Below are 13,667 nucleotides of genomic sequence, written 5' to 3'. Positions count from 1 at the left end.
CCCCATCCGTCTTTTTTACAACAATGACACGGAAGGACAAAGAAAGCACCAATTCAAGTGCCTGGACCGTTCTCTTCGACGATCACAAGCTCGCGTTCAGCGGCCCCCCGGGCATGTTTGAGGGCGGTTTGATAGGCGTCCGATCGATAGCAGGCCTCGGCGGCCGCCAGCGAGGGGAAACGCGCGACGACATTGCGCGGCCGGTCCGGTCCTTCCAGCTGCACATACCGGCCGGACCGGGCGAGGAAAACGCCGCCATGGGCCGCAATGGCCGGGCCTGCCGCTGCGGCATAGCGGCCGTAGGCGTCGGGGTCGTGCACATCGACATGGGCAATCCACAGGGCGGTCGGGTCGGACATTTTTCGCTCCGGTTCGGTGTCGATGCAGCATGGGCCGCGCACCGGGTCCGCGCAAGGGAGGCGAAACTGCCGTCGGCGTTGAGGGGCGGCGTCAGCCTCATGGACGTCTTCGCCCCGACGCTCCTCGCCGCCAACCCCGCAACACGCCCCGGCCTGCAAGGCAGAACGAAAAATGCCCGCCTCCTTGCGGAGGCGGGCATCGGGGTCGTTTCAGAAAAAGGTCAGTTGCGCGCGCGGTCGACCATCTTGCCCTTGGAGATCCAGGGCATCATCTCGCGCAGCTTGGCCCCGACCTGCTCGATCTGATGCTCGTCGTTGATCCGGCGGGTCGCCTTGAACGAGGGCTGGCCGACGGCGTTTTCCTGCATGAAGTCGCGGACGAACTTGCCCGACTGGATGTCCTTCAGGACGGCCTTCATCCGCGCCTTTGTTTCCTCGTAAGGCAGGATGCGCGGGCCGCTGACATATTCGCCATACTCGGCCGTGTTGCTGATCGAATAGTTCATGTTGGCGATGCCGCCTTCATAGATCAGATCGACGATCAGCTTCACTTCGTGCAGGCACTCGAAATAGGCCATTTCCGGCTCGTAGCCCGCCTCGACCAACGTCTCGAAGCCCATGCGGATCAGCTCGACCAGGCCGCCGCACAGGACCGCCTGCTCGCCGAACAGGTCGGTCTCGCATTCCTCACGGAAGTTGGTCTCGATGATCCCCGAGCGGCCGCCGCCGATGGCGCTGCAATAGGACAGCGCCAGGTCCATGGCCTTGCCGCTAGCGTCCTGGTCGACCGCGACGAGGCAGGGCACGCCGCCACCCTTGACGTATTCGCCGCGGACGGTGTGGCCCGGACCCTTGGGCGCCATCATGATCACGTCGACACCCTTCTTGGGCTCGATCAGGCCGAAGTGTACGTTCAGGCCATGGGCGAATGCGATCGCCGCGCCTTCGCGCAGGTTGTCATGAACGTATTTCTTGTACGTGTCCGCCTGCAGCTCGTCCGGCATGGTGAACATGATCAGGTCAGCCCACTTGGCGGCCTCGGCGATTTCCATCACCTTCAGGCCTTCAGCTTCGGCTTTGGCGGCAGACGCGGAACCGGGACGCAGCGCCACGACGACGTTCTTGGCACCGCTGTCGCGCAGGTTTAGCGCGTGGGCGTGACCCTGGCTGCCATAGCCAAGAATGGCGATGTTCTTGTCCTTGATCAGGTTAACATCGCAGTCACGGTCGTAATACACGCGCATGGCGGCCCTTCCCCTCGGTAAAATCATCAGCGTTTGCGACTACACCGGGGCTGCGCGCTTGCGCAAGGGCAGCTTGTGAGGTAGAGAGCGCCGCAAGTCTTTAGGCGACATGGCCAGAACAGGCCGCATGACAGGGGTCGGGCATCTTTGCCGCGACCCTTTGTCGTTACCGAAGGGCGTCCACAACAGACCGGCGGAGCCAACCGCAAGGCCAGCAACCCACGTCAAAGGATATTTCAGCCGCATGGCGAAGAACGCGACCATGGAGGAGTTCGAGGCCCTCCTGAACGACAGCCTCGAAATCGACACCCCGAACGAAGGTTCGGTCGTCAAGGGCAAGGTCATCGCCATCGAGGCGGGCCAGGCCATCATCGACGTCGGCTACAAGATGGAAGGCCGCGTCGATCTTAAGGAATTCGCAGCCCCCGGCGAGGAAGCCAACCTGAAGGTCGGCGACGAGGTCGAGGTTTATCTGGACCGCGTCGAGAACGCGCGCGGCGAAGCCAGCATCTCGCGCGAGAAGGCCCGCCGCGAGGAAGCCTGGGACCGCCTCGAGCAGGCCTACGCCAAGGAAGAGCGCGTCGACGGCGCCATCTTCGGGCGCGTCAAGGGTGGCTTCACCGTCGATCTGGGCGGTGCCGTGGCCTTCCTGCCCGGCTCGCAGGTTGACGTCCGTCCCGTGCGCGATGCCGGCCCGCTGATGGGTCTGAAGCAGCCGTTCCAGATCCTGAAAATGGACCGCCGCCGGGGCAACATCGTCGTCTCGCGCCGCGCCATCCTGGAAGAAAGCCGCGCCGAACAGCGCGCCGAGGTCATTGCCAACCTGCACGAAGGTCAGGTTGTCGATGGCGTGGTCAAGAACATCACCGAATACGGTGCCTTCGTTGACCTCGGCGGTGTCGACGGCCTGCTGCACGTCACCGACATGGCCTGGCGCCGGGTCAACCACCCGTCCGAGATCCTGGCGATCGGCGAGACCGTCAAGGTCCAGGTCATCAAGATCAACAAGGAAACGCACCGCATCAGCCTCGGCATGAAGCAGCTGCAGGCCGATCCGTGGGACACCGTCGCCTCGAAGTTCCCGATCGAATCGGTGCATCGCGGCCGCGTGACGAACATCACCGACTACGGCGCCTTCGTCGAGCTGGAGGCCGGGGTCGAGGGCCTCGTCCACGTCAGCGAGATGAGCTGGACCAAGAAGAACGTTCACCCCGGCAAGATCGTCTCGACCTCGCAGGAAGTCGACGTGATGGTGCTGGAGATCGACGAGCAGAAGCGTCGCGTCTCACTTGGCCTTAAGCAGACCATGCGCAACCCGTGGGAAGTCTTTGCCGAGACCCATCCGACCGGCACGCAGATCGAGGGTGAGGTCAAGAACATCACCGAGTTCGGTCTGTTCGTCGGCCTCGAGGGCGACATCGACGGCATGGTCCACCTCAGCGACATCAGCTGGGACCAGCGCGGCGAGGACGCCATCCAGAACTACCGCAAGGGCGACACCGTCCAGGCGGTCGTCCAGGAAGTCGACGTCGAGAAAGAGCGCATCAGCCTGTCGATCAAGGCGCTGGGCAACGACGCCGCCTCCGAGGCGGTCGAGGGTGTCAAGCGCGGCTCGGTCATCACCACCACGATCACCGCGATCGAGGAAGGCGGCATCGAGGTCGAATACAACGGCATGAAATCGTTCATCCGTCGTTCGGACCTCGCCCGAGACCGTCAGGACCAGCGTCCCGAGCGGTTCCAGGTCGGTGACCACGTCGATGCGCGCGTGACCAACGTCGACGCCAAGTCCCGCCGTCTGGGCCTGTCGATCAAGGCGCGCGAGATCGCCGAAGAAAAAGAGGCTGTCGAGCAGTTCGGCTCGTCCGATTCGGGCGCGTCGCTGGGCGACATCCTTGGTGCGGCCCTGAAGAACCGCAACTAAGACGCGAGCGGCGGGGCGATATGACGCGCCCCGCTTGCAAAGACCATGACGCCCGATCCGGCCAAGACCCCGGAACGGGCGTTTTTCGTAGCAGGGCTTGGAGGGACCGCCCCAACCACTTGCAACCATTCCCTTCCACTAGCGTTTTCACCTGACCCCGGCGGCACGTTCCGGGATAGCCGCGGGCCGCCCAGGCACAGGACTGGCCGACTGACGCGCGCGCAGCATAAGGAAGCCCCATGATCCGGTCCGAGCTGATCCAGAAAATCGCCGACGAGAACCCGCATCTGGTGCAGCGAGACGTCGAGAGGATCGTCAATACCGTGTTCGAAGAGGTTATCGACGCCATGGCGCGCGGGGACCGGGTCGAGCTGAGGGGGTTTGGCGCATTCTCGGTGAAACGTCGCGATGCCCGCACTGGCCGAAACCCCCGCACGGGCGAGGCGGTGACGGTTGAAGAAAAACATGTGCCGTTCTTCAAGACCGGCAAGTTGCTGCGCGACCGCTTGAACGGCGGGCAGGAATAAGCGACACCCCTGCCCGGTGTCCCGCCTGCGGAACCGGCGGGACAAACTACAAAGGGGTGGTGAGATGCGCGTGATTCGCATGATGTTCCTCGGACTGCTGGCGATCGCGCTGGTCGTCCTGGCCCTCGCCAATCGCCAGATGGTCGTCTTGCGCCCCTTCCCGGCCAACCTTGACGCCTATCTGGGCGGCAGTTGGCAGGTGACCATGCCGCTGTTCCTGGTGATCTTCCTGGCGCTGCTGCTGGGAATGGTCCTGGGTCTCATCTGGGAATGGCTGCGCGAAACACAGTTGCGCGCCGAAAGCACCCGTCGCGCCCGCGACCTGGCCGAACTGGAGGCCGAGGCCGGCGCCCGCCGTCGCCCCCGCGATGACGTCCTTGCCCTTCTCGACCGCGCCCCTGCCCCGCAAAGTGCGGCGCAAAGCAGCGTGCCCGCACTGCCGGCACGTCGCTGACGGTCCATGCCTGTCCGCCTGCAGTATCCCTTGGCCGAACCCCGCCCGACCGCGATCAAGTTCTGCGGCCTCAGCCGCCCCGCCGACGTCGCGGCTGCATTAGATGCCGGCGGGCGCTATCTCGGCTTTGTCTTTTTTCCTCGCTCCCCCCGCGCGATCACCCCGACCGTCGCTGCCGCGCTGATCGCGGATGTGCCGCCCGGCATCGCCCGTGTCGGCCTGTTCGTGGACCCGAACGACGCCACCCTTGACCTCGCCCTGGCCGAGGCTGGGCTGGACATCATCCAACTGCATGGCAGCGAGTCCCCGGCCCGCGTGGCCGAGGTGCGCGCCCGCACCGGGCTACCGGTGATGAAGGCCGTCGGCCTGGCCGTCGCGGATGATCTGGCGCAGTTGCGCCTCTATGGCACGGTCGCTGACCTGCTGCTGGTGGACGCCAAGCCGGCCCCCGGTGCCGTGCTGCCCGGCGGCAACGGCATCGCCTTTGACTGGCGCCTGCTCGGCGGTCAGCGGCTTGCCCGCCCGTGGTTCCTGGCCGGCGGCCTCAACCCGGCCAACGTAGCCGAGGCAGTGCGCCTGACCGGCGCCCCCGCGGTTGACGTCAGCAGCGGCATCGAGCGTGCGCCCGGCGACAAGGACCCCGCCCTGATTGCAGCTTTCGCCGAGGCCCTCGTTTGAGCGTGCAATTCCGCCCCGCGACCGATGCCGACCTGCCGGCCGTTGTCGACCTGCTGATGGATGACGAGCTTGGCCGCACCCGCGAGACCGGCAGCCTCGATCACTACCGCGCCGCCTTCAACGCGATGAAGGCCGAAGGCAACAACCAGCTGATCGTCGGCACCGATGCCAATGGTGCGGTGATTGCCTGCTACCAGCTGACGCTGATCTGGGGCCTGTCCCTGTCCGCCGCCTGCCGCGCGCAGATCGAGGGGGTCCGCGTCGCCGCCAATCTGCGTGGCGCGGGGATCGGGGCGGCCCTGCTGACGGACGCCGAGGATCGCGCCCGCGCGGGCGGTGCCCGCCTGATGCAGTTGACCTCGAACGCCGCGCGCACCGACGCCCGACGCTTTTACGAGCGCGCGGGCTATGCGTCGACGCATATCGGGTTCAAGAAACCGCTGGTCCCCTGACCGCTGGGCCAGTGCAGCGCGGGGACGCCCGCCGCGCGTTGCACTTTACCCGCCCGCCGCCTGCCACTATCTGCGGTGCAGCCCCTGCCACACCGGACACCCGCCATGCCCAGCCTGAACGACATCCGTTCGACCTTCCTCGATTTCTTCGTCCGCAACGGGCACCGGCAGGTGGCATCATCGCCGCTGGTGCCGCGCAACGATCCGACGCTGATGTTCGCCAACTCGGGCATGGTCCAGTTCAAGAACCTGTTCACGGGGCTTGAGACGCGGGACTATGTGCGCGCCACCACCGCGCAGAAATGCGTGCGCGCCGGTGGCAAGCACAATGACCTCGACAACGTCGGATACACCGCCCGCCACCACACGTTTTTCGAGATGCTGGGCAACTTCAGCTTCGGCGATTACTTCAAGTCGGACGCCATCCCCTTTGCCTGGGAATTGCTGACCCGCGATTTCGCCATTCCCAAGGACAAGCTGCTGGTCACGGTTTACCACACCGATGACGAGGCGGCGGACCTGTGGAAAAAGGTGGCCGGCCTGCCGGACGAGCGCATCATCCGCATCGCCAGCGACGACAACTTCTGGCGCATGGGACCGACCGGTCCGTGCGGACCCTGCACCGAGATCTTTTACGATCACGGCGACCACATCTTCGGCGGGCCGCCCGGCAGCGCCGACGAGGACGGCGACCGCTTCATCGAGATCTGGAACCTCGTCTTCATGCAGAACGAGCAGCATGCGGACGGCACCATGACGCCGCTGCCCAAGCAGTCGATCGACACCGGGATGGGGCTGGAGCGGATCGGCGCGTTGCTTCAGGGCAAGCACGACAACTACGACACCGACCTGATGCGCTCGCTGATCGAGGCCTCGGCGCATGCGACCTCCAGCGACCCGGACGGACCCGGCAAGGTCCACCACCGGGTGATCGCCGACCACCTGCGCTCGACCAGTTTCCTGATCGCCGATGGCGTGATGCCCAGCAACGAGGGCCGCGGCTATGTGCTGCGCCGGATCATGCGCCGGGCGATGCGCCACGCGCATATGCTGGGCGCGCAGGACCCGGTGATGCACAAGCTGGTCCCGGCGCTGGTCCGCCAGATGGGCACCGCCTACCCTGAGCTTGGCCGTGCCCAGGCCAGCATCGAAGAAACCCTGCGTTCGGAAGAGACGCGCTTTCGCCAGACGCTGGACCGCGGGCTGAAGCTGCTGGCGGACGAGGTTGCGCGCCTGCCCGAGGGCGGCGCGCTGCCAGGCGCGGCGGCGTTCAAGCTGTATGACACCTACGGCTTTCCGCTGGACCTGACGCAGGACGCCCTGCGCGAACAGGGCCGCTCGGTCGACACCGCTGGCTTTGACAGCGCCATGGCCGAGCAGAAGGCCAAGGCCCGCGCCGCATGGACCGGCACCGGCGAGAGCAAGGATGCCGCCATCTGGTTCGCGCTGGCGGACACCCATGGCGCGACCGAGTTCCTCGGCTATGACACCGAGGTGGCCGAGGGCGAGGTGCTGGCGCTGATCGACGGCGCCGACCAGATCGAGGCGGCAGCGCTGGGCGCCAAGGTCCAGATCGTTGTCAACCAGACGCCGTTCTACGCCGAATCCGGCGGCCAGGTGGGCGATCAGGGGCTGATCAAGACCGAGACCGGCTCTGCCCGCGTGACGGACACCCGCCGTATGCAAGGTGTCGTCGTCCATGATGCCGAGGTGACGCTGGGCGAGATCCGTCGCGGCCAGGGCGCGACGCTGTCGGTCGACCATGACCGCCGCAGCGCGATCCGCGCCAACCATTCGGCCACCCACCTGCTGAACGAGGCGCTGCGCGGCCATCTGGGCGCCCATGTCTCGCAAAAGGGCAGCCTGAACGCCGAGGATCGCCTGCGCTTTGACTTCAGCCACACCAAGGCTGTGTCCCCCGACGAGCTATCGGTGATCGAGGCCGAGGTGAACGCGCTGATTCGCCAGAACGAGGCGGTCGAGACGCGGGTGATGAGCCCGGACGACGCCCGCGCGTTGGGCGCGCAGGCCCAGTTCGGCGAGAAATATGGCGACGAGGTGCGCGTCGTTTCGATGGGCCGCGCCGCCGGCTCGGCCCGCGGAACGGATGGCGAGACCTATTCGATCGAGCTTTGCGGCGGCACGCATGTCAGTCGCACCGGCGATATCGGCGCCTTCGTCATCCTCGGCGACAGCGCATCGTCGGCCGGGGTGCGCCGCATTGAGGCGCTGACGGGCGAGACTGCGCTGGCGCATCTGCGCAGCTCCGGCCAGCGGCTGGGGGAGATCGCCGGGCTGCTGAAAACCCCGACCGTCGACGTGGTCGAGCGGGTGCGCGCGCTGGCCGACGAGCGCAAGGCGCTGGCGAATGAGGTTGCCAGCCTCAAGCGACAGTTGGCGATGGGCGGCGGCGGAGCCGAAGACGCGCCCAAGGACATCGGCGGCATCCGACTGATCGCGCGCCGGGTCGAGGGCGTCTCGGGCCGCGAACTGGCGCCGCTGGTGGACGAGTTGAAACAGCGCCTCGGGTCGGGCGCTGTGCTGATCCTGTCCGAAGCGGGCGGCAAGGCCGCCGTCGCGGCGGGCGTCACGCCCGACCTCACGGATCGCCTGTCAGCCGTCGATCTGGTCCGCACTGCGGCCGAGGCCCTGGGCGGCAAGGGCGGCGGTGGCCGTCCCGAGATGGCCCAAGGCGGCGCGCCCTCACTGGAGGCCGCGGACGCCGCTATCGGCGCGGTCGAGGCTTTGATCGCCGGTTGATCTGATCTGCAGCCTGCGAGAGGCGCCGGCTGCCAGATAGCGATTTGGCTGGCAACCGGGCGACGCGCAAAGGCTTACCAACACCTAAGCAGGCAGGAGCACGCGCGCTCCCCCGCGTCAGATTTCCACCACCTCCAGCACCCCCGGCACCGCCCGCAGCATCTGCCGGGCGGGCGGGGTCAGGGGGGCGTCGGTCGCGACCTCGATATCGACCTCGTCCTCGCCGCAGCGCAGGCGCAGCAGGACCGGGCCGCGCGCCCGGGGACCGGCGCGCACCTCGGCGGCGATGCGGGCCAGCATCGTTGCCACATCCCCCGCGACGCCCGCATCCGACACGCGCACGGCGAGGCTGCCCGCCTCGGCATCGGCCACAACCGCCTCCAGCGGCTGAACCGTGCGCGCCAGCATCTTCAACTGGTCCCCCGAGGGTTCGGTCTGGACCTGCAGCACGATGCACGATCCCGGCTCCAGGTGCGGGCGCGCGGCATCCAGCAGGTCCGAGAACATGGTCACCTCGTAAAGCCCGGTCGGATCGGACAGGTGCACAAAGGCATAGCGCGTGCCGCGCGCCGACTTCTTTTCCTGCCGGGCCGAGACCGTCCCTGCGATCAGCGCCACCTGCGGGCCATCGGCCGCCGCGGCCGTCAGTTCCGCCAGCGTGACGACATTCTTGCGCCGCAGCATCGGCAGCCAGTCGTCGACCGGGTGGCCGGAAAGATAGAAGCCCACCGCGCCATGTTCCTGCGTCAGCCGCTCGGCCGGCAACCAAGGCTCGGTCCGCACCGGGCGCGGCGGCGGCAGGTCCTCGCCCGCGCCAAAGAGGCTGGTCTGGTTCGATCCGGCCTGCGCTTGCACGGCCGCCGACCAGGCCACCAGCCCGTCGAGGCTGGCCAGCACCCGCGCCCGGTCCGGGTCGAGCAGGTCGAACGCCCCCGCGCGGGCCAGCGTCTCGAGCGGGCGCTTGCCGACCCGCTTCATGTCCACGCGGCGGGCAAAGTCGTGCAGGTCGGCAAAGGGGCGGCCGTCGCGAGCGATGACGATCAGCCCCATCGCCTCGGCCCCGACGCCCTTCAGCGCGCCAAGGCCGTAGACGATGCGCCCGGCATCGACGCTGAAATTCGCCTCGGACCGGTTGACGCAGGGCGGCACGATCTCGATCCCCATCCGGGCAACCTCGCGCCGGTAGACCGCCAGCTTGTCCGTCAGGTGAATGTCACAGTTCATCACCGCGGCCATGAACTCGACCGGGTGGTTCGCCTTCAGCCAGGCGGTCTGGTAGCTGACCACCGCATAGGCCGCGGCATGCGATTTGTTGAAGCCGTAGTTCGCGAATTTCTCCAGCAGGTCAAAGACCTCGCCTGCCTTCTTGGCATCGACGCCATTCCCGGTCGCGCCGTCGATGAACTTGGGCCGCTCCTTCGCCATCTCTTCGGCGATCTTCTTGCCCATTGCCCGGCGCAGCAGATCGGCCCCGCCCAGTGAATAGCCGCCCATGACCTGGGCGATCTGCATCACCTGTTCCTGGTAGACGATGATGCCCTGCGTCTCGGCCAGGATGTGGTCGATGCTGGGATGGATCGAGGCCAGTTCCTGCCGGCCGTTCTTGACGTCGCAATAGGCCGGGATGTTCTCCATCGGGCCGGGACGGTAGAGGGCGACGAGCGCGACGATATCCTCGATGCAGGTCGGGCGCATGCGGCGCAGCGCGTCCATCATGCCCTGCGATTCCACCTGGAACACCGCAACCGTGCGGGCCGAGGCGAACAGATCGTAGCTGGCGGCATCGTCCAGCGGGATGGCGCCGATGTCATCCTCGGCGCCCGGCGGCGGCGCATAAAGGTGGCGCCCATCGGGGGCAATGTGCAGGTGCCGGCCGCTGCGGCGGATCAGGTCCACCGCGCCCTGGATGACGGTCAGGGTCTTGAGCCCGAGGAAGTCGAACTTGACCAGCCCGGCGGCCTCGACCCACTTCATGTTGAACTGCGTCGCCGGCATGTCCGATGCCGGGTCGCGATAGAGGGGCACCAGCCGGTCCAGCGGCCGGTCCCCGATCACCACCCCGGCCGCGTGGGTCGAGGCGTTGCGATAAAGCCCCTCCAGCTTTGCGGCATAATCGAGCAGGCGGCGGACCTGCGGCTCGCGGTCGCGCTCCTCTCGCAGGCGCGGCTCGTCGGCGATGGCCTTGGTGACGCTGACCGGCTTGACGCCCTCGACGGGGATCATCTTGGACAGGCGGTCGACCTGGCCATAGGGCATCTGCAGGACGCGCCCGACATCGCGCACCGCCGCCTTGGACAGCAGCGCGCCGAAGGTGATGATCTGGCCGACCTTGTCGCGGCCATACTTGCCCTGCACATAGCGGATCACCTCCTCGCGGCGATCCATGCAGAAATCGATGTCGAAGTCGGGCATCGAGACCCGCTCGGGGTTCAGGAACCGCTCGAACAGCAGGTTGTAGCGCAAGGGATCAAGGTCGGTGATGGTAAGAGCGTAGGCCACCAGCGAGCCTGCGCCCGAGCCGCGTCCCGGCCCGACCGGGATGCCCTGCCCCTTGGCCCATTTGATGAAGTCGGCCACGATCAGGAAGTAGCCGGGAAAGCCCATCTGCTCGATGATGCCCAGCTCGAAATCGAGGCGGGCGGTGTATTCCTCGGGCGTCGCGGAGAGGGGAATGACGGCAAGACGCGCGTCGAGGCCTGCGCGGGCCTGACGGCGCAGCTCCTCGATCTCGTCATCGGCAAAGCGCGGCAGGATCGGCTTGTGCTTTTCGACCGCAAAGGCGCAGCGGCGGGCGATCTCGACCGTATTGTCGACCGCCTCGGGCAGGTCGGCGAACAGCGTCACCATCTCGGCCGCGGATTTGAAATGATGCGCCGGCGTCAGGCGGCGGCGCGGCTGGCGCTGATCGACATAGCATTTGTCGGCGATGCAGATCAGCGCGTCATGCGCCTCGTAAAGGTCGGGCGTGGGGAAATGCACGTCGTTGGTGGCGACCAGCGGCAGGCCCAGATCATAGGCCAGCGTGATCAGCCCCTCCTCGGACGCTGCCTCCAGATCGGTCAGAACGCCGCTGGCATTCGGGTGGCGCTGCAACTCGACGTAGACGCGGTCGCCGAACGCTGCGTGCAGGCGCTCCAGGTGCGCGCGCGCATCGGCCGTCCGGCCGGCGGCAACCATGCGGCCGGCGGGGCCGGTCGCGCCGCCGGTCAGGCAGATCAGCCCCTCGGCATGGGCGGCCAGTTCCGCCTCGGTCACATGCGCGGGCAGCGGGCTGCCCTCGCGCAGGAACAGGCACGAGGACAGGGCCATAAGGTTCATCCAGCCGGTCCGGTTTTGCGCCAGCAGCACCACCGCCGCCAGATGCTCGCCCACCTGCAGGACCATCTGGCAGCCGACGATCGGCTGGACCCCCTTGTCGATCGCGGTGACCGAGAATTCGAGCGCGGCGAACAGGGCGTTGCTGTCGGTCAGCGCCACGGCGGGCATGCCGGCGGCGGCGGCGAGCGCCGGCAGTTTCTTGACCGGGATCGCGCCCTCCAGCAACGAATGCTCCGAATGGCAGCGCAGGTGAATGAATCGGGGATTGTCGGGCATGGCCGCAAACATAGTGCCTCGGGGGGACGCGTCGCAATGGACGCAAAGCCGCTGGCCGGGCTAATGTCGCCGCACGGGAAGCAGGGGGCAATCCGCGTGACAGAAGCCGTGTTCCGGGCCGAGGGCCTGAGCAAGACCTATCCCGGCGTGCGGGCCAATGACGATATCGGCTTTTCGGTTCGCCCCGGCGAGATTCACGCCCTGCTGGGCGAGAACGGCGCCGGCAAATCGACGCTGGTCAAGACGATCTACGGCCTTGTGCGGCCGGATGCCGGCGCGATGTGGCTGGGTGGGGCGCCCTATGCCCCGGCCGATCCGCGTGCCGCCCGGTCCGCCGGGGTCGCGATGGTATTCCAGCACTTCTCGCTGTTCGACGCCATGACGGTCGCGGAAAATGTCGCCCTGGGGATGGAATCGCCGCCGCCGCGCGGCGCGCTGGCCGCCCGCATCGCCGAGGTCAGCGCCGCTTACGGCCTGCCGCTGAACCCGCGCCGGCGCATCGCCCACCTTTCCGCGGGCGAGCGCCAGCGGGTCGAGATCATCCGCTGCCTGCTGCAGAACCCGCGCCTGCTGATCATGGACGAGCCGACCAGCGTGCTGACCCCGCAGGAGGGCGAGATCCTGTTCGCCACCCTGCGCCAACTGGCCGCGCATGGAACTGCGATCCTCTATATCAGCCACAAGCTGGAGGAGATCCGCGCCCATTGCGACCGCGCGACGATCCTGCGCCAGGGGCGCGTTGTTGCCAGCGTCGATCCGCGCGAGGCAACGGCGGCCAAGCTGGCCTCGCTGATGGTCGGCGGCACGCTGCGCGCGGTGGACCGCAGTGGCCGCAGCCGGGGCCCGGCGGTCCTGAACGTCACCGGCCTCAGCGCGCCCGCGCCCTCGGCAGAGGGGACGACGCTTCGCGAGATCGAGCTGAGCCTGCATGCGGGCGAGGTGCTGGGCATCGGCGGCGTTGCCGGCAACGGCCAGCAGGAGTTGCTCTCGGCCCTGTCGGGCGAGATACGCAGCCCGCGCGGAACCGTCGTGCTATCGGGCCATGACCTGTCAGCCGCAGGCCCCGAGGCGCGCCGCTCCGCCGGGCTGCTCGCCGCGCCCGAAGACCGCCTCGGCCACGCGGCCGTGCCGGGGATGAGCCTTGCAGACAACACCTTGTTGACTGGCGCTACCCGCCAAAAGCTGGCGCGGAACGGAATGGTCGATCGCGCCGCCGCCACCGCCTATGCCGAGCGGGTGATCGCCAGTTTCGACGTGCGCACGCCGGGCCCACGCACGGCAGCCCGCGCGCTGTCGGGCGGCAACCTGCAGAAATTCGTCATCGGCCGCGAGGTGCTGGGCCGGCCCACGGTCCTGGTTGTGAACCAGCCGACATGGGGCGTCGATGCAGGCGCTGCCGCGTCAATCCGGCAAGCGCTGCTGGACCTCGCCCGAGGCGGCGCCGGGATCATCGTCATCAGCCAGGACCTGGACGAGCTGCTGGAGTTGTCGGATCGCTTTGCGGCGCTGAACGCCGGCCGCCTCAGCCCGGCGGTCGAGACCGAGGGCCTGACGCTGGAGCGGATCGGCCTGATGCTGGGCGGCGCGCATGGCATGGAGGTGGCGAATGTCGCCTGACGCCATGCGTTTCCCTGTTGCCCAAACCGTCGGTCCTGCTGCATGCGCGGCATCATGA

At 67.4% G+C, this 13,667-nt stretch carries 10 protein-coding genes; 7 read left to right on the top strand and 3 right to left on the bottom strand.

All coding sequences use genetic code 11. The annotated features are described in order from the left end of the window. Positions 1-53: 53 nt before the first annotated feature. Positions 54-359, bottom strand: coding sequence for a DUF1330 domain-containing protein (locus DRW48_RS08765; protein ID WP_114076070.1), 306 nt, complete (start codon positions 357-359; stop codon positions 54-56). Positions 360-580: 221 nt separating this feature from the next. Then, positions 581-1,603 carry a ketol-acid reductoisomerase gene (gene ilvC, locus DRW48_RS08760; protein WP_114076069.1) on the bottom strand — a complete coding sequence of 341 codons (1,023 nt, stop codon included), beginning with the start codon at positions 1,601-1,603 and terminating at the stop codon, positions 581-583. Positions 1,604-1,847: 244 nt separating this feature from the next. Between ilvC and rpsA the strand changes: the two genes are divergently transcribed. The 6 genes from rpsA (at position 1,848) to alaS (ending at position 8,398) form a co-directional block, all read left to right on the top strand. Next, positions 1,848-3,527 carry a 30S ribosomal protein S1 gene (gene rpsA / locus DRW48_RS08755; protein ID WP_114076068.1) on the top strand — a complete coding sequence of 560 codons (1,680 nt, stop codon included), beginning with the start codon at positions 1,848-1,850 and terminating at the stop codon, positions 3,525-3,527. A 239-nt stretch (positions 3,528-3,766) separates the two neighbouring features. Then, positions 3,767-4,054: an integration host factor subunit beta gene (gene ihfB, locus DRW48_RS08750; protein ID WP_114076067.1), complete on the top strand. Its 288-nt coding sequence runs from the start codon at positions 3,767-3,769 to the stop codon at positions 4,052-4,054. A 64-nt stretch (positions 4,055-4,118) separates the two neighbouring features. Continuing rightward, positions 4,119-4,508 (top strand): lipopolysaccharide assembly protein LapA domain-containing protein, encoded by a 390-nt coding sequence (locus DRW48_RS08745; RefSeq protein WP_114076066.1) that lies wholly within the window; start codon positions 4,119-4,121, stop codon positions 4,506-4,508. A gap of 6 nt (positions 4,509-4,514) precedes the next feature. Next, positions 4,515-5,186: a phosphoribosylanthranilate isomerase gene (locus tag DRW48_RS08740; protein ID WP_114076065.1), complete on the top strand. Its 672-nt coding sequence runs from the start codon at positions 4,515-4,517 to the stop codon at positions 5,184-5,186. A gap of 2 nt (positions 5,187-5,188) precedes the next feature. Further along, positions 5,189-5,638 carry a GNAT family N-acetyltransferase gene (locus DRW48_RS08735; RefSeq protein WP_422385760.1) on the top strand — a complete coding sequence of 150 codons (450 nt, stop codon included), beginning with the start codon at positions 5,189-5,191 and terminating at the stop codon, positions 5,636-5,638. A 105-nt stretch (positions 5,639-5,743) separates the two neighbouring features. Next, positions 5,744-8,398 (top strand): alanine--tRNA ligase, encoded by a 2,655-nt coding sequence (alaS, locus tag DRW48_RS08730; protein ID WP_114076064.1) that lies wholly within the window; start codon positions 5,744-5,746, stop codon positions 8,396-8,398. Between the two features lie 117 nt (positions 8,399-8,515). Here the strand turns inward: alaS and dnaE are convergent, their stop codons facing one another. Next, a complete protein-coding gene (gene dnaE / locus DRW48_RS08725) occupies positions 8,516-11,992 on the bottom strand; it encodes a DNA polymerase III subunit alpha (protein WP_114077461.1) in 3,477 nt (1,158 codons plus the stop codon). 63 nt (positions 11,993-12,055) lie between these two features. Here dnaE and DRW48_RS08720 point away from each other — a divergent pair, with 63 nt between their 5' ends. Beyond that, complete coding sequence (locus DRW48_RS08720; RefSeq protein ID WP_114077460.1) at positions 12,056-13,609, top strand: ABC transporter ATP-binding protein; 1,554 nt, start codon at positions 12,056-12,058, stop codon at positions 13,607-13,609. The last annotated feature ends 58 nt before the right edge of the window (positions 13,610-13,667 follow it).

The sequence above is a fragment of the Paracoccus suum genome, from assembly GCF_003324675.1.
Taxonomy (GTDB): Bacteria; Pseudomonadota; Alphaproteobacteria; order Rhodobacterales; family Rhodobacteraceae; genus Paracoccus; species Paracoccus suum.
This window is presented reverse-complemented; position numbering and strand designations above follow the sequence as displayed.

Excerpts from the sequence above, each read along its gene's own strand:
- DRW48_RS08765 (WP_114076070.1), bottom strand. The coding sequence starts at position 359 with ATGTCCGACCCGACCGCCCTGTGGATTGCCCATGTCGATGTGCACGAC.
- ilvC (WP_114076069.1), bottom strand. The coding sequence starts at position 1,603 with ATGCGCGTGTATTACGACCGTGACTGCGATGTTAACCTGATCAAGGAC.
- rpsA (WP_114076068.1), top strand. The coding sequence starts at position 1,848 with ATGGCGAAGAACGCGACCATGGAGGAGTTCGAGGCCCTCCTGAACGAC.
- ihfB (WP_114076067.1), top strand. The coding sequence starts at position 3,767 with ATGATCCGGTCCGAGCTGATCCAGAAAATCGCCGACGAGAACCCGCAT.
- DRW48_RS08745 (WP_114076066.1), top strand. The coding sequence starts at position 4,119 with ATGCGCGTGATTCGCATGATGTTCCTCGGACTGCTGGCGATCGCGCTG.
- DRW48_RS08740 (WP_114076065.1), top strand. The coding sequence starts at position 4,515 with ATGCCTGTCCGCCTGCAGTATCCCTTGGCCGAACCCCGCCCGACCGCG.
- alaS (WP_114076064.1), top strand. The coding sequence starts at position 5,744 with ATGCCCAGCCTGAACGACATCCGTTCGACCTTCCTCGATTTCTTCGTC.
- dnaE (WP_114077461.1), bottom strand. The coding sequence starts at position 11,992 with ATGCCCGACAATCCCCGATTCATTCACCTGCGCTGCCATTCGGAGCAT.
- DRW48_RS08720 (WP_114077460.1), top strand. The coding sequence starts at position 12,056 with ATGTCGCCGCACGGGAAGCAGGGGGCAATCCGCGTGACAGAAGCCGTG.